Annotated in this window: 18 protein-coding genes and 1 tRNA gene; 9 read left to right on the top strand and 10 right to left on the bottom strand. The window is 70.1% G+C overall.

The genetic code is table 11. The features are described 5' to 3' along the window. Positions 1-834 precede the first annotated feature (834 nt). On the top strand, positions 835-1,098 hold the full coding sequence (locus HEP81_RS41740) for a hypothetical protein (RefSeq protein ID WP_243279671.1): 264 nt from the start codon (positions 835-837) through the stop codon (positions 1,096-1,098). 70 nt (positions 1,099-1,168) lie between these two features. Here the strand turns inward: HEP81_RS41740 and HEP81_RS41735 are convergent, their stop codons facing one another. Continuing rightward, on the bottom strand, positions 1,169-1,321 hold the full coding sequence (locus HEP81_RS41735; protein ID WP_243279670.1) for a hypothetical protein: 153 nt from the start codon (positions 1,319-1,321) through the stop codon (positions 1,169-1,171). A gap of 127 nt (positions 1,322-1,448) precedes the next feature. Between HEP81_RS41735 and HEP81_RS41730 the strand changes: the two genes are divergently transcribed. Both HEP81_RS41730 and HEP81_RS33415 read left to right on the top strand, forming a co-directional pair. Next, positions 1,449-1,646, top strand: coding sequence for a hypothetical protein (locus HEP81_RS41730; RefSeq protein ID WP_243279669.1), 198 nt, complete (start codon positions 1,449-1,451; stop codon positions 1,644-1,646). A 562-nt stretch (positions 1,647-2,208) separates the two neighbouring features. Continuing rightward, a complete protein-coding gene (locus tag HEP81_RS33415) occupies positions 2,209-3,894 on the top strand; it encodes a ribonuclease J (RefSeq protein WP_037659158.1) in 1,686 nt (561 codons plus the stop codon). Here HEP81_RS33415 and HEP81_RS42750 read toward each other — a convergent pair. The 4 genes from HEP81_RS42750 to trhA all read right to left on the bottom strand — a co-directional run bounded on the left by HEP81_RS42750 (position 3,881) and on the right by trhA (position 6,233). Beyond that, positions 3,881-4,129 (bottom strand): ATP-binding protein, encoded by a 249-nt coding sequence (locus HEP81_RS42750; RefSeq protein WP_037659159.1) that lies wholly within the window; start codon positions 4,127-4,129, stop codon positions 3,881-3,883. The two genes, HEP81_RS33415 and HEP81_RS42750, sit on opposite strands and share 14 nt — an antisense overlap. Positions 4,130-4,134: 5 nt before the next feature. Then, positions 4,135-4,539: an ATP-binding protein gene (locus HEP81_RS33405; RefSeq protein ID WP_051850393.1), complete on the bottom strand. Its 405-nt coding sequence runs from the start codon at positions 4,537-4,539 to the stop codon at positions 4,135-4,137. A gap of 486 nt (positions 4,540-5,025) precedes the next feature. Continuing rightward, a tRNA-Met gene (locus HEP81_RS33400) sits at positions 5,026-5,099 on the bottom strand. A gap of 480 nt (positions 5,100-5,579) precedes the next feature. Further along, positions 5,580-6,233: a PAQR family membrane homeostasis protein TrhA gene (gene trhA / locus HEP81_RS33395; protein WP_037659161.1), complete on the bottom strand. Its 654-nt coding sequence runs from the start codon at positions 6,231-6,233 to the stop codon at positions 5,580-5,582. A gap of 394 nt (positions 6,234-6,627) precedes the next feature. Between trhA and HEP81_RS33390 the strand changes: the two genes are divergently transcribed. Next, complete coding sequence (locus HEP81_RS33390; protein WP_190276058.1) at positions 6,628-7,188, top strand: hypothetical protein; 561 nt, start codon at positions 6,628-6,630, stop codon at positions 7,186-7,188. A 255-nt stretch (positions 7,189-7,443) separates the two neighbouring features. On the opposite strand, the gene HEP81_RS33385 is transcribed toward HEP81_RS33390, so the two are convergent. From HEP81_RS33385 to HEP81_RS33370, 4 genes are all read right to left on the bottom strand, one after another. Then, complete coding sequence (locus tag HEP81_RS33385; RefSeq protein ID WP_030052720.1) at positions 7,444-7,647, bottom strand: cold-shock protein; 204 nt, start codon at positions 7,645-7,647, stop codon at positions 7,444-7,446. 239 nt (positions 7,648-7,886) lie between these two features. Further along, on the bottom strand, positions 7,887-8,225 hold the full coding sequence (locus tag HEP81_RS33380; RefSeq protein ID WP_037659163.1) for a MerR family transcriptional regulator: 339 nt from the start codon (positions 8,223-8,225) through the stop codon (positions 7,887-7,889). An 831-nt stretch (positions 8,226-9,056) separates the two neighbouring features. Continuing rightward, a complete protein-coding gene (locus tag HEP81_RS33375) occupies positions 9,057-10,241 on the bottom strand; it encodes an IS701 family transposase (protein WP_037664760.1) in 1,185 nt (394 codons plus the stop codon). A 439-nt stretch (positions 10,242-10,680) separates the two neighbouring features. Further along, on the bottom strand, positions 10,681-11,493 hold the full coding sequence (locus tag HEP81_RS33370) for a sulfite exporter TauE/SafE family protein (protein ID WP_172637023.1): 813 nt from the start codon (positions 11,491-11,493) through the stop codon (positions 10,681-10,683). An 84-nt stretch (positions 11,494-11,577) separates the two neighbouring features. On the opposite strand from HEP81_RS33370, the gene HEP81_RS33365 reads away from it, so the two are divergent. Together HEP81_RS33365 and HEP81_RS33360 are read left to right on the top strand one after the other, a co-directional pair. Next, positions 11,578-12,435 carry an AraC family transcriptional regulator gene (locus HEP81_RS33365; protein ID WP_078967609.1) on the top strand — a complete coding sequence of 286 codons (858 nt, stop codon included), beginning with the start codon at positions 11,578-11,580 and terminating at the stop codon, positions 12,433-12,435. 520 nt (positions 12,436-12,955) lie between these two features. Further along, on the top strand, positions 12,956-14,176 hold the full coding sequence (locus HEP81_RS33360; protein WP_037661010.1) for a metallophosphoesterase: 1,221 nt from the start codon (positions 12,956-12,958) through the stop codon (positions 14,174-14,176). A gap of 45 nt (positions 14,177-14,221) precedes the next feature. On the opposite strand, the gene HEP81_RS33355 is transcribed toward HEP81_RS33360, so the two are convergent. Next, positions 14,222-15,139, bottom strand: a complete 918-nt coding sequence (locus HEP81_RS33355; RefSeq protein ID WP_037661007.1) for a LysR family transcriptional regulator — start codon at positions 15,137-15,139, stop codon at positions 14,222-14,224. A 99-nt stretch (positions 15,140-15,238) separates the two neighbouring features. On the opposite strand from HEP81_RS33355, the gene HEP81_RS33350 reads away from it, so the two are divergent. The 3 genes from HEP81_RS33350 (at position 15,239) to HEP81_RS33340 (ending at position 18,018) form a co-directional block, all read left to right on the top strand. After that, positions 15,239-16,390 carry an MFS transporter gene (locus tag HEP81_RS33350; RefSeq protein WP_106980023.1) on the top strand — a complete coding sequence of 384 codons (1,152 nt, stop codon included), beginning with the start codon at positions 15,239-15,241 and terminating at the stop codon, positions 16,388-16,390. Positions 16,391-16,507: 117 nt separating this feature from the next. After that, positions 16,508-17,485 carry a DUF4129 domain-containing protein gene (locus tag HEP81_RS33345; protein WP_243279667.1) on the top strand — a complete coding sequence of 326 codons (978 nt, stop codon included), beginning with the start codon at positions 16,508-16,510 and terminating at the stop codon, positions 17,483-17,485. A gap of 2 nt (positions 17,486-17,487) precedes the next feature. Next, positions 17,488-18,018, top strand: a complete 531-nt coding sequence (locus HEP81_RS33340) for a hypothetical protein (protein WP_243279665.1) — start codon at positions 17,488-17,490, stop codon at positions 18,016-18,018. Positions 18,019-18,120 lie beyond the last annotated feature (102 nt).

Here is an 18,120-nt window from a genome sequence, read left to right as displayed (position 1 = left end):
GGACAGCGCCCCCGAATCGCTTTCGGCCATCATGCCGAGCGGCTCTGGCATATCGATGGCACGCAGATGGCGCGGCGCTGGCCTCGGTCGCCCTGGGCCCGCTCCCACCGGCTGCACGGATACGGCGTGAGGCCCGCCGGCCCGGGACGATGGGGGCTCACCGTTCCGTGACGAACGGATCCTTTCGCGGGCCCGCCGTGGGTGAGTTGCCGGCACTCGCCTGGGTTCGCCGGGGTTCGAGGTGCTGCGAGCGTCCTTCCGGCAGCGGCACCCCGTCTACCGCGCCCGGCAGCACGGCCGGCCCTGAGCAGGCACCACGGCAGTAGGTCGCTGGAGCGGCGGAGGGTGACGTGGTGTGCGGCACCGGTGGCCGACGAGCAGCGCCAAAGATCGTCCCGGCCCAACCGGCCGCCCGCCTCACGGCCGGCCCCGGATCTGGTCGGTGAGCTGCCCGATTCGCCGGGCCGGCAGACCCAGGGTCATGCGGGTGGCGTGCAGCACCGTCTCTTCACCGTCCTCGTCGTTCTTCGGTAGTTCGTCGTCTCGTACGGCGTGCCGGGGTTGGACTGCGCATTGGTCTGTCCGGGGAGAGATGGGCAACCCCCATGTGGTGCCCGGGTGCGTGTACATGTCGGCGTGCCCTCTTTCTGTCCCGGCGTGCAAGCGGTGATCCGGTTCGCGTATACCGGCGCCGTGCGACGCGGGCCCCGGTGGGAGTTCTTGGGCGGCCCTCTCAGCTGAGAGAGGTTTGTCATGGGACCGATTACGGGTTGGTGGGGAGCTCCGGCGGTAGCCGGCGGGGTTCGGCCGGTTGTACCGGCCGGTGGATCCGAGGTGGCCACGGCACGGGGGCTTGCGGTCGCGCCCTTCAGTGCGGCGTTCTCCACGGTGACGATCCCGGCGGGCACGAGCCCACTGGCGGTGGCGGTGGCGGTGGCGGTGGCGCCGAACGGCAACGTCTACGTCGGCAACGCCAATTCGGCCAACGTGACGGAGATTTCGCCGTTGACGGTGACGACCTCGCCGACGTCACCGGCGTGCGCGCAGCCGGTGACGTTCAACATTTCCGGGGGACTCCGAACGGGACAGCGGTGGTGAACTTCGGGGACGCCAGCCCCACGGTCACCGTCCCCCTGGACGTCACCGGGAGCGGGCAGCGCACCCACGCTTACACCGTCGGTACGTTCACCGCGACCGTGAACGGCAACCCCACCTCCGTCATCGTGAGCCCCAACCCCACGACGACGGCGCTGTCGGTGACGCCGAACCCCTCGGCCTGCGGGCAGAGCGTGACCGTATGCGCCACCATCATCCCCGGCACCAGCCACCACCTCCGTGCCGACCGGCACGGTCGCCTTCACCCTCCCCAAGGGCCAGACCCAGATGGTCGCCGTCAATGCATCGGGGCAGGCCTGCTTCACCGGTTCCACGCCGGCACCCCCATCACCGTGAACCCCACCCCCACCACGCTGACCGCGCAGCCAGGCACGATCCGGCTCCGGCTGATCCCGCTGCCCGAGTTCTACATCTCCACCCTCAGCGCCACCCCGACGACCACCTCCGGGATGCCCGTGGCCGGTCAGCCGGTGACCTTCACCGCCGCCACCGCCCACAACATCCTGCTGTTCATTCCCCTCCCCGGCTGACCTCGTCGGCTCCGAAAACCCCAGGTCACCACAGTGCTTGCCAGTGTCGCTGTCTTTCCGGGAGCTACGAGCGGTTGCAGCAGGGCCCGGCAGCCGACTGCCGCGGGACAGCCGCCCCAGATACAGCAAGATTCGGACCACTTCCGGTCCAATATGAGTGTCGCGAGTCCGGGACTTCCCGGGACCGGCTCGAGACAACGGCCGAGCTGCCCCCGCCCGACCTCGTCGTCGAGTTCGTGCGGCACCCCCTCGGGCTCCGGCATGGCTGTCGGGGGCGGCGAGCGCCTCGGGGGCACCGTCAACTGTCCGCCCAGCGAGAGAAGCTGTCTCAGGGCGCTCTCGGCCCGCTTGCACCTGAGCGCCGACGGCACCGGCGTCTCGACCATTTGGAGTGGACCAGTGCCGAGGCCACCGGAAGGTGGCACCGCTTTCACCCCTGCCTGTTCCGGCCGCCGGCGTGACCCGATCGTGCCGAGGCACCCGCCCGCTGCGGGCTCCGTCGGGAAAAGGAGATCGCACGGGCAACGATCACACTGTCCCGCTCTCCAGGTACCGTCAGGGTATGAGTCATCCGCACCCCGAACTCAAAGCCGCCCCGCCCCTTCCCGAAGGAGGGCTGCGGGTCATCGCCCTGGGCGGCCTGGGTGAGATCGGCCGCAACATGACCGTCTTCGAGCACGCGGGCAAGCTGCTCATCGTCGACTGCGGGGTGCTGTTCCCCGAGGAGACCCAGCCCGGCGTGGACGTGATCCTGCCGGACTTCACCTCGATCCGGGACCGGCTGGACGACATCGTGGCCGTGATACTCACCCACGGTCACGAGGATCACATCGGCGGTGTGCCGTACCTGCTGCGGGAGCGGTCCGACATTCCGGTCGTCGGCTCCAAGCTGACGCTGGCGTTCCTGGAGGCCAAGCTCAAGGAACACGGGATCCGGCCGCGCACGGTGCGCGTGCGGGAGGGCGACCGGCGTGCCTTCGGGCCCTTCGACTGCGAGTTCGTGGCGGTCAACCACTCCATCCCCGACAGCCTCGCGGTCGCGATCCGCACCCGGGCCGGGATGGTGCTGCACACCGGTGACTTCAAGATGGACCAGTTCCCTCTCGACGACCGCATCACCGATCTGCGCGCCTTCGCCCGCCTCGGCGAGGAGGGCGTGGACCTGTTCCTCACCGACTCCACCAACGCCGAGGTACCCGGTTTCACCACCTCCGAGCGTGAGCTGAACCCGGCGATCGAGCAGGTGATGCGCACCGCGCCGCGCCGGGTCATCGTCTCGAGCTTCGCCAGCCACGTGCACCGCATCCAGCAGGTCCTGGACGCCGCCCACCAGCACGGCCGCAAGGTCGCCTTCGTCGGCCGGTCGATGGTCCGCAACATGGGTATCGCCCGTGACCTGGGCTATCTGAAGGTCCCCTCAGGTCTCGTCGTCAGCACCAAGGAGCTGGAGAAGCTCCCCGACCACAAGATCACGCTGGTGTGCACCGGCTCCCAGGGCGAACCGATGGCCGCGCTGTCACGGATGGCCACCCGCGACCACCAGATCCGTATCGGCAAGGACGACACCGTCCTGCTCGCCAGCTCCCTCATCCCCGGCAACGAGAACGCCATCTACCGGGTGATCAACGGGCTCACCCGGTGGGGCGCCCACGTGGTCCACAAGGGCAACGCCAAGGTGCACGTCTCCGGGCACGCCAGCGCCGGCGAACTCGTCTACTGCTACAACATCGTCAAGCCCCGCAACGTCATGCCCGTGCACGGCGAATGGCGCCACCTGCGGGCCAACGCCGACCTCGCCATCCGCACCGGTGTCGACCCCGAGCGGGTCGTCATCGCCGAGGACGGAGTCGTCGTCGACCTCGTCGACGGGCGGGCGTCCATCACCGGCAAGGTCCCCGCCGGCAACGTCTACGTGGACGGCATGGAAGTCGGCGGCGCCACCGAAGCGTCCCTCAAGGACCGCCTCACCCTCGCGGAGGAAGGCGTGGTCACGGTGGTGGCAATCGTCGACGCGGACACCGGCGCCCTCGCCGAGGCCCCCGACTTCCTGGCCCGGGGCTTCGTCCACGACGACACCACCTTCGAGCCGGTCATCCCCGTCATCGAGAAGACCCTGGCCACAGCAGCCGAGGAAGGCGTCGGGGACGCGTACCAGCTCGAACAGCTCGTCGCCCGCGCCGTGGCGAACTGGGCGTTCCGCACCTATCGCCGCAAGCCCCTCATCATCCCCGTCATCATCGACGCCTGAGCCACAGCCCGGCGGCACGGTCCCGTTCCGGCCGCGGCGCCGCCGGCATCGTGGTCGGGCACAGGGTGGGCAGCCACCCCAGCAGGTCGGGGTGGCACCGCACTCCACCGGCCAGGGGATCGTCCGGTTGTCCGCTGTCGTGGACCTCGCAGACGATCCGGTCACTCTCGGCCCCGATCCGCAGCGTGTCCGAGCCGGCGCCGTGGACGACCCTGTTGGTGGTCAGCTCCGCCACCGCGCTCAGAAGTCGAGGCCGAGTTCGGCCCAGACCGTTTTGCCGGGGTGACCAGGGGTGACGCCCCAGCGTCGCGCGAGCCGGCCGAGGAGTTGGATGCCAAAGCCGCCGGACTCGGTGTTCGCGGTGGCGCGTTTGCGGGGCCAGCGGTCGCTGGAATCGCTGACGGCTGTGTGCAGCCACCGCCCGTTCCAGATGAGCTGGATCAGGGGCGGCCCGGAGCCGTGGCGGATGGCATTGGTGATCAGTTCCGAGACGAGCAGTTCGGCGGTCTGGATCATCCGGTGCTGGCGCAGCGGGCCGCCGAAACCGTCCACGCAGTCGCGGACCCAGTGCCGGGCGACCGTGATGCTCGCCGTGACTGCCGGGAAGCGCGTCTCGCACGATGGGATGGTCGATTCGCCGTTCACGAGGTTCCTCCAGCGCAGGTGGCTCTGGGCCGCCGCCAACCGGTGCTCTGCGCAGCCGGTGGGAGCAGTCTGCCGGGTTACCCATGCCTGCCCGGTGAGCCATCTGTGTCTGCCGGGTGACCGGCAGATCCCGCGAAAGTCATCCGCCGGCAATACGACGGTGCCGGCGCATGCTGGGTGAGTGCGCTGAAGCACCCTTGGCGCCTTCGGTGGCGGGCACCGCATCGGCGCGAGGCGGCCAGCTACTGGGATCGCACCACTGATCGGGACGACCGAAAACCAGCCAGGAAACCAGCGATGTCCATGTCCCTCCTGTCTGTCCATGGCCAGCGGGGTCTGATCCATCGGCGCAGCCTGCCGACAGGACGGCGGGCTGCGCCGTGTAAACGGATCGCCGCCTTGTGTCAGACCCACGATTCCGTATCCAGGTCCGAACCGGCACACACGCAGTGAAGGCCCGGTGGATGCCGGGCCTTCACGTTCGAGTAGCGGGGACAGGATTTGAACCTGCGACCTCTGGGTTATGAGCCCAGCGAGCTACCGAGCTGCTCCACCCCGCGTCGGTACGGTGAACTGTACGGCACCGATCGGAATCGACCCAATCGACTTTCGCATGCGCTCGGAGCGGGCCCGATTGCTCATGACCGACCGACATGGCCACTGCTCACCCGGTCTGGATCTGCATTCTGAGTTCGGGTGCCGTTGGAGTACGGGCACCTGGAGAAGTCTCCACGAGCAGGTCGGCGGTGCTGGTCCAGGCCGCCGGGCAGGCGTGACGTCCATGCGCCCTTCCGTGAAAAGCCCCCGTGGTCAACGGCGAGCAGGCTCACCGTGCCAGTCGACGGCGCCGAAGATCGGCATGCGGGACGGAGCAGCATGTAGGGCTGAGAGCCTATCGGGGCAGCTGTCGGGGTCCCCCGCAGAACAGACGGGACGGCGGACGGATTTCAAGCAGGGGGATGCTCAGGGGACGGCCCCGCCCGTCGTGGATCAGTACGCCAACGTGTGTGACAAGCGGCGCGAGCCCGAACCCGGCGCGGTCAGTAGGTGGCGAGGGAGATGGCGGCGTAGTGCGCGGTGAACGCTGCCACGGTCAGGGCATGGAAGACCTCGTGATAGCCGAACCAGCGGGGTGAGGGGTCGGGCCGCTGCAGGGCGTAGACGACCGCGCCCGCGCTATACAGGAGACCGCCGACAACGATCAGAACGACTACGGCTGCTCCGCCGGTGTGCAGGAAGTCGGGAAGGTAGCTTACCGGCGCCCAGCCCAGGGCCAGGTAGCACGGGGTGTACAGCCAACGCGGAGCTCCGACCCACAGGACCCGGAACGCGATGCCGGCCAACGCTCCCGTCCAGACGATCCACAGCAGCACGGACCGCTGCTCGGACGGGAGGAGGAGCACGGCCAGGGGGGTGCAGGTGCCGGCGATGATCAGGAAGATGTTGGCGTGGTCGAGGCGTCGCAGAAGAGCCTCGCCGAGCGGTCCCCAGGTGCCACGGTGGTAGATGGCGCTCGTCGCGAACAGCAGCCAGGCGGTGATCGAGTACACGGCGCAGGCCAGGACCGCCTGCTGAGTACCGGCCAGGCAGATGAGTACCACGCCCGCGATCAGTGCGGCGGGGACCATTCCGGCATGGAGCCAGCCACGCAATTTCGGCTTGATCGGTTCGGCCAGGTCGGCCACCCGCTCCACCAGAGCAGTGACCGAGTGAGCCCCCTTCCCTGCCTGGTCGCCTGGTGATTCGTCGGGTAGCCCGTCTGCACGGCGCTCTCCACGCGCTGACACGACGTGACCACGTTCAACCTCAGCGGCGTCGCGGGACACAGCTTCTCGTCCTCCCCCGGGCTCATGGGCGTCACTGGCAACCATGCGATCATGCTAGGAAACCTCACCCGGACATATGGCGGGAGGTCGGTCCGGAACAGAGCCGCGTCGCCGGGCCTGAGCCGGTTCGCCACCGTGGGAACTCCGGCCCCGCCTGCCTACCGCCAATTGGGCTTGCCGAAGCCGAGTAGAACGGCTGGTCCTGGGAACGATCAGTGCTTACGAACGGGCATCTCCGCTCGCCTACGCGCAAGGATCGCCGATGCTTCCTGAGGTCCGCCCCTACGTATCCACCGCGCTCGCAGACCAGTTGGAACACCAACTGGACCTGGCTCCGCATCTCGAGGCGGGCCAGCTCGACGTGGAGGGCATCGCCGGTGTCGCAGTGGTCGCAGCCGCCCACTCCGATGGCTATGCGGCCACCGGCCATCTCCTCGGACTGCTGGCCGCGCTGCCTGCCCCCACCGCGGTAGGAGAGCACTTCTGGTCGGACCTGTGGAGGTCTTCGGGCACCGCGTACCTGCTGCCCGTCAACATCAAGGATCTGGTGCTGCGTTCGCTGGCAGGAGAGGGAACTGCCCTGGCCCGGCAGATCCTCTCGGCCGTCGATGAGATGACCCCGCCCCAGCGGTCCGCGGCCGGGGAGGTGATCGGTCAGGCCCTCGTCGAGTCCGACCATCTGCCCGACCTCAAGACACAGGTCATCGGAGAACTGTGGCTCCGAGATCTCGAACTCACCGCCTGGCGCGTCCTGCACGCAGACCGCAGGTCGGACGATCCGGCTGGACGGAAAACCTTCCTCGACGCCTGGACGAGCGTCTGAACGTCCGCTCCTCCGAGACGCACGGTAGCCGCGCCAGACATGCGGCTCCCGTGCCCGACGACGCTTGCAGCGCCTGAGGTCAGGAAGGTTCAAGCCGAAGTCGCGGCGGCCCCGGGCCTCCACAGACCAGGGGCCGCGCAGCAATGGCTGCGCGGCCCCCTTGATCCTGCACCGGCCCGGCGACAGCAGGCAGGGCCTGCACGGGCGGCGGCCACCTGACGCGGCGTGCGCGACCTCTCGGGCAGGTCTGCGAGGTCAGGCCAGGTTGATGTTCTCGGCCTGCGGACCCTTCTGGCCCTGGGTGACGTCGAACGTCACGGCCTGGCCCTCCTGGAGCTCGCGAAAGCCGGTGGAGTTGATCGCGGAGTAGTGCGCGAAGACATCCGGGCCGCCGCCGTCCTGGGCGATGAAGCCGAAGCCCTTCTCCGCGTTGAACCACTTCACAGTTCCCGTTGCCATGCTCATGCCTTCCAGTCGATGAACGCCTCCCACTCCATGTGGCAGACGGAGGTGATCGTCCTGGTCCCTGCGGCACAGCACAGCAAAACGCCCACACCAAAGGCGCGGGCAGGGAATTCCGAACCACGACAGCTGACACAGACGCTACACGCCCACACACCGGGTCACCACAGGAAATGATCACGCCACACGCGAGACCGTGCGTGCGGTGCCCGCCGACGCTGACGGGCACGCTCATCTCATGCTGCTGCCGTCGGGTTCGCTGATTCGGCGGCGCGGCGGTATTCGGCGTTGAGGCGCTGGGCTTCCTCGAGCTGGTCCTCGAGGATGATGATGCGACAGGCGGCCTCGATGGGGGTGCCCTGGTCGACGAGTTCCCGAGCCCGGGCGGCGATGCGCAACTGGTAGCGGGAGTAGCGGCGATGTCCGCCTGTGGAGCGCAGCGGGGTGATGAGGCGGTGTTCGCCGATGGCCCGGAGGAAGCCCTGTGTGGTGCCGAGCAGTTCGGCGGCCCGGCCCATGGTGTACGCGGGGTAGTCGTCGTCATCGAGACGGCCGAACGTGTCGTCTGCTGTCATTGCACCTCTCTGTAAAACGCGTGGAGGGGCCCTGGCGCCGTACTGGCACCAGGGCCCCGAAGGAACTACTACACCATCTGCCGGCCCTGATACTGCACCGGCCTTCTGTTTCCGCAAACCCGACCGAGACGCTGTCGGGGGTGCGGGGATCGCGGTTGCTTGACCGGAGACCACCTCACTATCGATGTCCTGCGGTACCCGGGGCCAAGAATTCCGCCCGGGCGATCCTGATGGCGTTCGGCCCCTCCGTTCTTCCCTCTTGATCAACTACTCACTTACGGGTACTGCCACTGCGGTACTGCTCATGGCGGCCCCTGATCACTGCGGGCTACCCGGTCCGGTCGTCAGTCCCGTCGCCATCCTGCAACCGCTCTGGCTTCGGAACTCCACCACCGCACCGTCCTGCGAACTGCAACTGCTGCACTACCGACCGGCAGTTCATGTCTGCCAGGCCTCGCTCGATCTCGACTACGAGAGAAATCGTAACTACACCACAGCCCAATGTCTACTCTGGCTGACATAGATTTTCGCGCACTCGGAGACGAGGCAATCCGCTTCAACCGGCCCATGGCTGGTCCAAGCAGCTCCGAGGCTCGGTCCGGCGCTCACAGTGACCCACCGCCGCGCAGCACGTCGGGCTGTGCGTGACGTCGCCGACTGCGCCCCGGCTAGTACTGCAACGGTGCTTGTTGTGATGGGTGGTCGGTCAGGGGCCGTGTCCGCGTCGCTTGTAGTGGCTGGTGCGGGCCTGGTGTTGTGGCCGCCGGCGCCAGGTCGACCAGTGCAGGATGTGTTCGACGGTCATGGGCTGGTGGTGGGTAAGGCGGGTGATCAGCCGTCTGATCTCGGCGAGGCTGAGGTGGATGAGCTCGGAGGATCCGTTTCTGCTTTCGCAGCGTCGAGTTCCCGGGCTCGTAGGACGGTCAGGCAGGCGTGGGCGGCCATGGCCAGGGTCATGTGGCGGTGCCAGCCGGGGTAGCGGCGGACCTGGTAGTCGTCCAGGCCGCATTCCTGCTTCGCGCTCTGGAAGCATTCCTCGATGGCCCATCGGCTGCCGGCGATGCGGATCAGGTCGTCAAGTGTGGTCTCGGCGGGGCAGTAGGCGATGTAGTAGGAGACCTCCTGCGGGCGGGCGACGCTGCGGCGGGCGATCACCCAGTGCCGGCGGTCGGGCCGGTGCCAGGGCCGCACCTCGACGCGTGCCCAGTCGTAGATCCGCAGGCCGTGAGCCCCGTTGCCGCAGGAACGCCGCTTCCATTTCTGCCGCGGCAGGCCGTTGAACAGGTCGTGGACGGGATGGTCGATCACCCAGCGGGTGACCACGGTGTCGTGCCGGGTGGTGGCCATGACGTGGAAGACGTCCGCCCTCTCCAGCTCGGACCGCCAGCCCTTGGAGAAGCCGTAGGCGGCATCCGCGGTCACCCACCGGAACGGGATCTTGTCCGTGATGGCCCGGCGGACCATCGCCTTGGCCATGGCCACCTTGGTCGCGAAGCCGACCTCGTCGTCGATACCGGCCCGGCGGCACCTTTCGCGGTCGTCGGTCCAGGAGGCGGGCAGATACAGACGCCTGTCGATCAGTGTCCGCCCGCGGTCGGTTGCATAGGCGAGGAACACGCCGACCTGGCAGTTCTCCGTCCGCCCGGCGGTGCCGGAGTACTGCCGCTGCACCCCGGCCGACCGCGTTCCCTTCTTCAGGAAGCCCGTGTCGTCCACGACCAGGACGGCGCTGGGATCGCCGAGGTTGTCGACCACATACCGGCGCACGTCGTCGAGCACCTCATCGGCGTCCCACTCGATCCGGTTCAGCATCCGATGGAGGCGGTCCGGGCCTGCGTGGCCAGCTTCCTCCGCCAGGGTCCAGCCGTTCTTCCGCTGCAGGGGTGCGATCAGGCCCCGCATATAGGCAAGTGCCGATTCCCGGGGCTCCGACCTGCTGAAACGGTGCACGAACCGCTCATGCACAGCCTCCAGTTCACCCGCCCACGACCTGACATCAGCAAGGCCCCCACCCATAACCACACCAACGACCGACCTGGCCATCAGTCACAACAAGCACCGTTGCAGTACTAGCCGTGCCCGTCCTGCAGTACTACAGCCTGCTGCTGCTCGCCGTCCTACCGAGGCTGGCGCGTCTTCGACGCCGGCGCACCGCCCGCTGACGACGGGAACGGCCGGTGGCGTCGCGGCCCTCTGGCGCCGGGACGATCGCCCCGCCTCATGTGCGGCGGACTCGCCCAGCCCGAGCTCTTGAGCTCCGCCTTCCGGCAACCACACGGACTGACATGGGTGCTGTCGTGCCTTGTGAACATCGAACACGTCGTCACCGAGGTGCCGTCCGACATGCGGGTGGTAGCGAACGCCTCTGGCCGACGGCTGTTCAGGCTGAGGCAGACGCAATCCTCCCGTCACTCATTGGCGGCGCCATGGCAGCGCGGCGCCGGCCACTTCGCCGTCACCGTGCGAGGTCCGACAGCAACATCGCCGCCACCACCACGGTGAGCAGCCCGACGTACGCCCAGGCGTAGATCTGGTCGGGGATGCGCGGTGGGCGCCGGCGCAGCACTCCGATGACCGGCAGGGCACCGACGAGCAGGGCTGCGGCGGCACCGGGGTCGACGAGGCCCACCAGGCGAACGTGTGCATCAGCGGAGGTCGGGAGCCCGGCGCAGCTGAGCGAGACGGCGGTGGCCGGGAGCGCAATGGCCAAGGTGAGCGGGTTGGCCAGCGCGCTCGCCACGTGCATCGTGTGCCCGGCGCGCCGCATCGCGGGGACGGTCATGACGCTGCCTCCTACGCCGAGGAAGGCCGCGACCGCGCCGATGGGTGCGCCGAGAACAGCCGGCAGCGGACGCGGCCCGCCCGCCGGCTCCCCGACGTGTGTGCGGGGGCGCAGGAAGCCGGGCCGGAGCAGAAGGTCGACGATGGTGATGGCCACGTACGCGACGAACAACCAGAGGACCAGCGCCGGTGGGGCGAGGCGGGTGGCGAGCGCACCGACCGAGGCGCCGGCCGCCAGCGGGAGAAGCAGCCCGGTGCTGCCGCGGAGGGCGCCGAGTACCTGCCGGGGTGTGACGGCGGTCGCGAACGCCGCGTTCACCACCATGACCAGGGCCGAGGTGGCCGTCGCCACCCGTATTGCGTCCGCGCCGAGCGCGGCGTCCGCCCACACCACTACCGGGACCGCGGCGAACCCGCCGCCGAACCCGAACAACACCGTCGTCACCCCGGTGAGGAGTCCGATCCCGATCAACATCACAACGTCCACGGGACCATCCCACCAGGGCCGTCGCCCTTCTCGCATGCGAAGATCGGCACTGTTCCTTCGTGTCTCAGCCAGTACGGTGGTGAGGTGAGGAACGTCTTTTTGGACGCAGTCGACCACGTGAAACGGGACGTCCTGCCGATCGGCACCGACTACCCGCCGGGCCACCTGCTGGACTGGCACGAGCACCGCCGCGCACAGTTCCTCTACGGCGCAACCGGGGTCATGGTCGTCGACACCGTTGCGGGCACCTGGACCGTCCCGCCCGAGCGTGCCGTCCTGATTCCTGCCGCCACCCAGCACCGGGTCCGGATGCTGGGGGTGAGCACCCGGAGCCTTTACATCGAGCCGGGCACCGTTCCCTGGTGGCCCGCCACCTGCACGGTCGTGGACGTGCCACCACTGCTGCGTGAACTCCTGCTGAGTGCAACCGAGTTCGAGGCCGACTACAGCCTGTCGGGGCGGGAGGGGTGCATCGCCGCGCTCCTGCTGCACGAGATCGCCGCGCGCACCCCGCTCCCCTTCCACGTCGCGCTTCCGCCCTCCACCGACCTGGCGGAACTGTGCCGGGAGTACCTGGCCGCACCGGACGTCTCCATCACCAACGCGGTCTGGGCGAGGCGGACGGCCCAGAGCGAACGGGCCTTCACCCGGCGCTTCCGCGCGGAGACAGGCGTCAGCCCCGCCGTCTGGCGGGCCCGTGGCCGCCTGCTCGCGGCGGTCCCGCTGTTGCGCACCGCGTCCGTCACCGAGGTCTCCGGCCGCCTCGGTTACGCCTCCCCAGCCGCTTTCACCGTCGCCTTCGCCCGCGTCTTCGGCTCGCCGCCGTCCCGTTTCACCAGGAGCGGCCAAGGCGGTGGCCCACGCCCCGCCGGCACATACCCGACCTACGGGAGTTGCGCGCCGACACCGTCCCCCGCCGGCTCGAAGCGCCCCGCGGAGTAGGCGAACCCCGGCAAGATCAGTCTCGCCGGGATCTCCTGTACCGCAACTACTCAGCTCGGGACAAAATCTTCAGCGCGAAGATCAGCACCCGCATCCGCGTCCGCCCGCAGTTCGAGGAGGCGCTCAAGACTGCACGGGAGGTGAAGGCCCGTGCCCCGCACTGCCGCGTGATCTGGGAATGTAAAACGATCGGTGTAAATCCTGATCAAGGAAGATGCATTGATGACCAGCCCGCTCCTGAACGGCCGCTGACGGTGCGCGCGTCGCCATCGACAGCTCCGCCGGGCACACCCTGACCGACGTTCGCTGGCACGACCCGCACCATTGCTCCAAAACCAGCGGAGGCACAGCCACCGTCATCGGCCCAGGCCCTCGCTCCGGCGCGCTCTCCGCCGGTGGCAGTGCCGAGCCCGGGCAGTACCGCCCCCTCGCTCCATGGCCGCGCCCAGGAACGCCGGGCAGGGTCCCGAGGGTGACCGGATACAGTGCGCGAGACGGCACCCGGTCAGAGAGGGGAAGCGTGACCGAGACCAGCAGCACCCGATCCGCCGACAGCGAGGCGCAGGCGCCGGGGCCGAGCCGACTGCGCCGCCTGATGCGTTTTATACCCCTGGTCGCCCCCGTACTGCTGTGGGCCGTGCCCTGCTGGGTACTCCTGCACGCCGGGCAGCACTGGCCGTTGCCCGTCACGGTGGTCGGCACCGTCCTGTTCGTCCTCGGCCTCGTCGGTATGCCGCTCGCGATGACGCGTGGCCACGGCCGGCGCCAGCAGGACCGGGCGGCGATCATCGGTGACACCCTGCTGGGCGCCAGCTGGATCCTGTTCACCTGGTCCGTTCTGCTCGGCGTGCTGTTGCGGCTCGCGCTGACCGTGGCCGGGGTCGGGGGGAGCCAGGACAGGGCCCGCATCGTTACGTGGGCCGTCCTCGGTGTCACCGCCGTCCTGCTCGTCTGGGGGTACGCCGAGGCCCGCCGTGTGCCGCGCGTGCGTCGGCTCGACGTGCGACTCCCGCGGCTGGGAGCCGGGTTGGACGGCCTTCGCGTCGCCCTCATCACCGACACCCACTACGGCCCCCTCGATCGCGCCCGTTGGTCGGCGCGGGTGTGCGAAACCGTGAACACGCTGGAAGCCGATCTGGTCTGCCACACCGGCGACATCGCGGACGGCACCGCCGAACGCCGCCGCGCACAGGCTGTCCCGCTCGGTAGCGTGCGGGCCACCAGGGCCCGTGTGTACGTCACCGGCAACCACGAGTACTACAGCGAGGCCCAGGGTTGGGTCGATCTCATGGACGAGCTGGGCTGGGAGCCGCTGCGCAACCGCCATCTGCTGCTCGAACGCGGCGGCGACACCCTCGTGGTCGCGGGTGTGGACGACGTCACCGCCGAGTCCTCCGGCCTGGCGGGACACCGCGCCCATCTCACCGGAGCCCTGGACGGCGCCGACCCCGATCTGCCGGTCCTGCTTCTGGCGCACCAGCCCAAGTTCGTGGACCGGGCGGCAGCCGCCGGAGTCGACCTCCAGCTCTCCGGGCACACGCACGGCGGTCAGATCTGGCCCTTCCACCACCTGGTCGGCATCGACCAGCCCGCCCTCGCCGGACTCAGCCACCACGGCGCCCGCACCCTCCTCTACACCAGCCGCGGCACCGGCTTCTGGGGCCCGCCGTTCCGTGTCTTCGCCCCCAGCGAGATCACCCTTCTCGTGCTCCGCTCCCCGCACCTGGCCACCGCGCCGTAGCACGGTGGCGGCGAAGTGCGCCCTGCCGCCTCGACGCGGGGCGCGCTACAGAGCGTTGATGCCGGGTCCCATGTCCTTCGCGAGGGCCACCGCGAGCGCGCGGAAGATCCGTACCTCCGGGTTGTCGTCACCGGCCCGCACCGCGAGATAGCTGCTCTCCCACGGGGCGTCGAGGACGGGTATGAAGACGGCGCCCGGCCAGGCGTAGTACCGCGCGAAGGAGCGCAGTCCGGAGCCCGCGGACCGGCCGGTGACGACACCGGTCAGGACCTCCTGCGGGGTGACGGCGTACTCGGAGCTGCGGCGCTGGGCTCGGTCGCCGAAGTACAGGTAGTCCGTGAAGGAGTGCGGGGTGTGTCCCGGGACCCGGAACAGTGGCAGTTCGGTGAGGTCCGCGACCTCGATCCCGGACGTCCGGGCGTCGGCCAGCGGCGACCGTTCGTGCACGACGACGATCCGCTGCTCGGTGGTGAGGACATCCGCGACGAGCCGCTCGTCCTTGGGGGACGGCCGTACGAAGGCCACGTCCACCCGGTCCTCCACCAGCGCGGTCACATGCTCCGTGAAGTCCAACTGCCGGATCTCCACCCGCACCTCGGGCCGGGCCCGCCGGTAGGCGTTGATGGCCGCGGGTGTCAGCTCCGCCGAACCGTGCCCCATGATCCCCACCCGCAGTGGCCGCCCGCCGTCGGTCTCCTGGGCGACGTCCGCCAGGTCGTCGAGCGCGGCGTTCGCGGCGTCGAGGAGGGCGCGCGCGTGTCCGGCGAACCGCACTCCGGCGGCCGTCGGCACGACGGGGGAACCGGAGCGGTCCAGAAGTCGCGCGCCGACCTGGCTCTCCAGGCGGCGGATGTGCTGGGTGACGGCGGGCGGCGACAGGAAGAGCCGTGCCGCGGCCCGTCCGAAGTGTCCCTCCTCGACGACCGCCAGGAACGACGACAGCAGCCGCAGGTCAAGCGCCATACGCCCAGGGTAGACGGGACTCCTGGCGCCCGGCGCGGGCCGTTCACGAATCGTGAAGGTACGGCGCGCGCCGAACAGCCGGGCCGGTACGAAGGGGGGATGACCGCACCTCCTGTCACGGCTCCGGCCACCGCGCCCGTCACCGCTGTTCCCTCCGCCACCGGGGCCCGCGCCGCCTGGATCATGCTGGCCTCCGGCTGGAGCGCCAACCAGTTCTCGGCCCTGCTCGGCGCCTATCGAAGCCACCTCGGCCTCACCGAGTCCACGGTGACCGGCCTGTTCGCCGTGTATGTCGTCGGTCTGATACCCGCGCTGCTGCTCGCGGGACCGCTCGCGGACCGCAGGGGACGACGCCCGGTGGCGCTCGCGGCCCTCGCGGTCAACGTCCTGTCCACCGTGCTCCTCATGGCGGGCGGCGCGTGGGGCGGTACCTGGTTGCTGCTGCCCGGCCGCTTTCTGACCGGGGTCGGCGCGGGTGCGCTGCTGGCCGCGGGCAGCGCCTGGATCAAGGAACTCTCCGGCTCGCCGCGCCGCCCCGGCCTGTTCGTCTCCGCGGGCTTCGCGACGGGCGGCCTCGCGGCGGCGTTCATCGCGCGGTGGGCGCCCTGGCCGATGGTCACGGCGTACGTCCCGCACGTCGTCATCGGCGCGGTGGCGGGGTGGCTCGCGCTGGCCGCGCCGGAGACGGGCGGCGGGGTCGCGGTCCATGGCTCCGACGTCGCCCGCGAAGACACCGGCCACCGCTTCCGGCGCACGGTCCTGCCCCTGGCGCCCTGGGTCTTCGCGGCCCCCACCATCGGCTTCGTCACGCTGCCGGGCACGCTGCACAGCGGTCTGCTCCTCACGGGCGTCGCGACGGCCCTCGTCCCCGGCGCCGGTCTGCTCACCGCGCGGCGAGCCCCCTCCACGCCCACCGCGGGCCTCCTGACCGTGGCGGCCGGCACCGCGATCGCCGTCGTCGCCGACGCTTCGGAGAACGAGCCCCTCGCCCTCCTCGCCGCGATCGTCCTCGGCGCGGGCTACGGACTGGCCCTCACATACGGCCTCACCCGGACCGCGGCTCTCGCCCCGCCCCACCGACTCGCCCGCTGGACGGCCTGGTTCTGGGCGGTGGCGTACCTCGGCATGTTCACCCCGTACGTCCTCACGCTCCTCGGCCACGTCACGACGACACCCATCCTGCTGACCGCCGTCACCCTGCTCGCCCTCGCCCACGCCGGGTTCGTCTCCAGGAAGGGGAAGGGGCAGTAGGAGAGGGGAGAGCTGCGGTGCACCGGGGGTTCTGTCCAGGCCGCCCCACCGGTCCCCCTGCTGACACGCCGTCAACCAGTATGCAAAGCTGCCGATCACACGGGAGGGGTGTGGGCGGTGGGGCGGGAGCGTACGGGGCGACAGCGGCGGCACGGGACGATCGGCGCGGCGCAGGTCGCGGCGGCGGTGTTGGTGGTGGGCGGAGTGGCGCTGGGAGCGCTGCTGTTGCGTCCCGGCACGGGCCTGTCGGCCAAGGGGCGCGGGCCGCTCGGTGGCAATCCCGTGCTCGTGATCGGTCTCGTCCTGCTGGCGTTCCTCGGTGGCCTGGCGCTGCGCGAGAAGTACCGGGAGCAGGTCCGCGCCGTTCGGGGGCTCGACCCGGTGGAACAGCGGCTGGTCGACGTCGTGAGCCGTGTACTGCCGGCCGCGACCCTGGCCGTACCGCTGCTCGTCCTGGCCCTGCACCGGTTCGGTTCGTTCGGCGGCGGCCATGAGGCCGAGCACGGGAGCGGCGACGGGCCGACCGCGTTTCCCAGCCCGGGGCAGGATCCGGTACCCGATCTGCCGGCCGCCGAGCACGCCGACCACGGCCTGCGCCTCGGGCTGACACCCATCCTGCTCGGTCTCGGCATCGCCCTGTGCGTCGTAGTCGTCGTGATCGCGGGGCTGTACCTGTGGCGGTATCTGACCCGGCCGCCGGTGCTCGACGCGCCGGCGACCTACGCGACGGTCGGCGACGAGCACGAACAGCTGACCCGGGCCGTGGACTCCGGGCGCCGTGCCCTGCTGGACGGAACCGACGCCCGCGCGACCGTCATCGCCTGCTACGCGACCATGGAGGAGTCGCTCGCCGCCTCCGGCGTGGCCCGGCGCGCCTCGGACAGCCCGCAGGACCTGCTGGAGCGGGCTGTCGCGAGCGGGCTGCCCGCGCGGGCGGCCGTCGTCGAGCTCACCTCCTTGTTCCGCGAGGCTCGTTACTCCACGCACCCGATGGACGACGGCCACCGCGACCGCGCCGCGGCGGCCCTGGCCGAGATCGCCGACGGTCTGCGCTCACGGGCGTCCGGGCCCGAATCCGTGGCGGGTGCCTCGTGAAGGTGCCCGCGCGGATACAGAACTTCGTCAACTCCGCGGCCTGGACGCCCGGATCGGTACGGCACTCGCTCGTCGTCCTGGGCACTGTCGCGGTCGGAGCCGAGGTACTGCTCGCCCTGGCCGACGGTGCCGCCGCGGCCGCCACCGGCTTCGCCCTCGTCACCGCGGTCGCGCTGGTCCTGGTGCGCTATGCCGCGGGCGGCGGCGCCCAGGACAGCGACCACCGCGAGCGGGTGCGCCTGCTCGGCAGCCACGCCCCGGCGCTCGGCGGGTGGCGGCGCATCGTGGCCAAGACCTTCGCGGACGACAGCGAGGCGCATCTGCGAACCGTCATGAGGCCGCAGTTGCAGCGGCTGTTCGCCGCCCGGCTGGCCGAGCGGCACGGCGTGGTGATGCACCGCGACCCGCGGCGGGCCCGGGCCCTGGTCGGCGCCGAGCTGTGGCCGTGGATCGACCCCCGGGCGTCCGCTCCGCGGCCCACTCTCCCGGAGCCCGTCCTGCGGGCCCTGCTCGACCGGCTGGAAGCCCTGTGACCCGCGGCCCCGGGGCCGAACCCCGCGACCCGCGCACCCGCACCCGTCCCCGTGACAGCCCCGTCTCCGCTACCGCCTCCACCTCCGCCCCCCTTTCCGTCC

The organism is Streptomyces griseofuscus (genome assembly GCF_014673495.1).
GTDB classification, from domain to species: domain Bacteria; phylum Actinomycetota; class Actinomycetes; order Streptomycetales; family Streptomycetaceae; genus Streptomyces; species Streptomyces murinus.
The sequence above is the reverse complement of the archived record's forward strand: the minus strand, read 5'-3'. Positions and strand labels throughout refer to the sequence as shown.

Bases quoted from the DNA above. Each gene is read 5' to 3' on its own strand.
- HEP81_RS33415 (WP_037659158.1), top strand. From the start codon at position 2,209: ATGAGTCATCCGCACCCCGAACTCAAAGCCGCCCCGCCCCTTCCCGAA.
- HEP81_RS33390 (WP_190276058.1), top strand. From the start codon at position 6,628: ATGCTTCCTGAGGTCCGCCCCTACGTATCCACCGCGCTCGCAGACCAG.
- HEP81_RS33385 (WP_030052720.1), bottom strand. From the start codon at position 7,647: ATGGCAACGGGAACTGTGAAGTGGTTCAACGCGGAGAAGGGCTTCGGC.
- HEP81_RS33380 (WP_037659163.1), bottom strand. From the start codon at position 8,225: ATGACAGCAGACGACACGTTCGGCCGTCTCGATGACGACGACTACCCC.
- HEP81_RS33375 (WP_037664760.1), bottom strand. From the start codon at position 10,241: ATGGGTGGGGGCCTTGCTGATGTCAGGTCGTGGGCGGGTGAACTGGAG.
- HEP81_RS33355 (WP_037661007.1), bottom strand. From the start codon at position 15,139: ATGGCGCTTGACCTGCGGCTGCTGTCGTCGTTCCTGGCGGTCGTCGAG.
- HEP81_RS33350 (WP_106980023.1), top strand. From the start codon at position 15,239: ATGACCGCACCTCCTGTCACGGCTCCGGCCACCGCGCCCGTCACCGCT.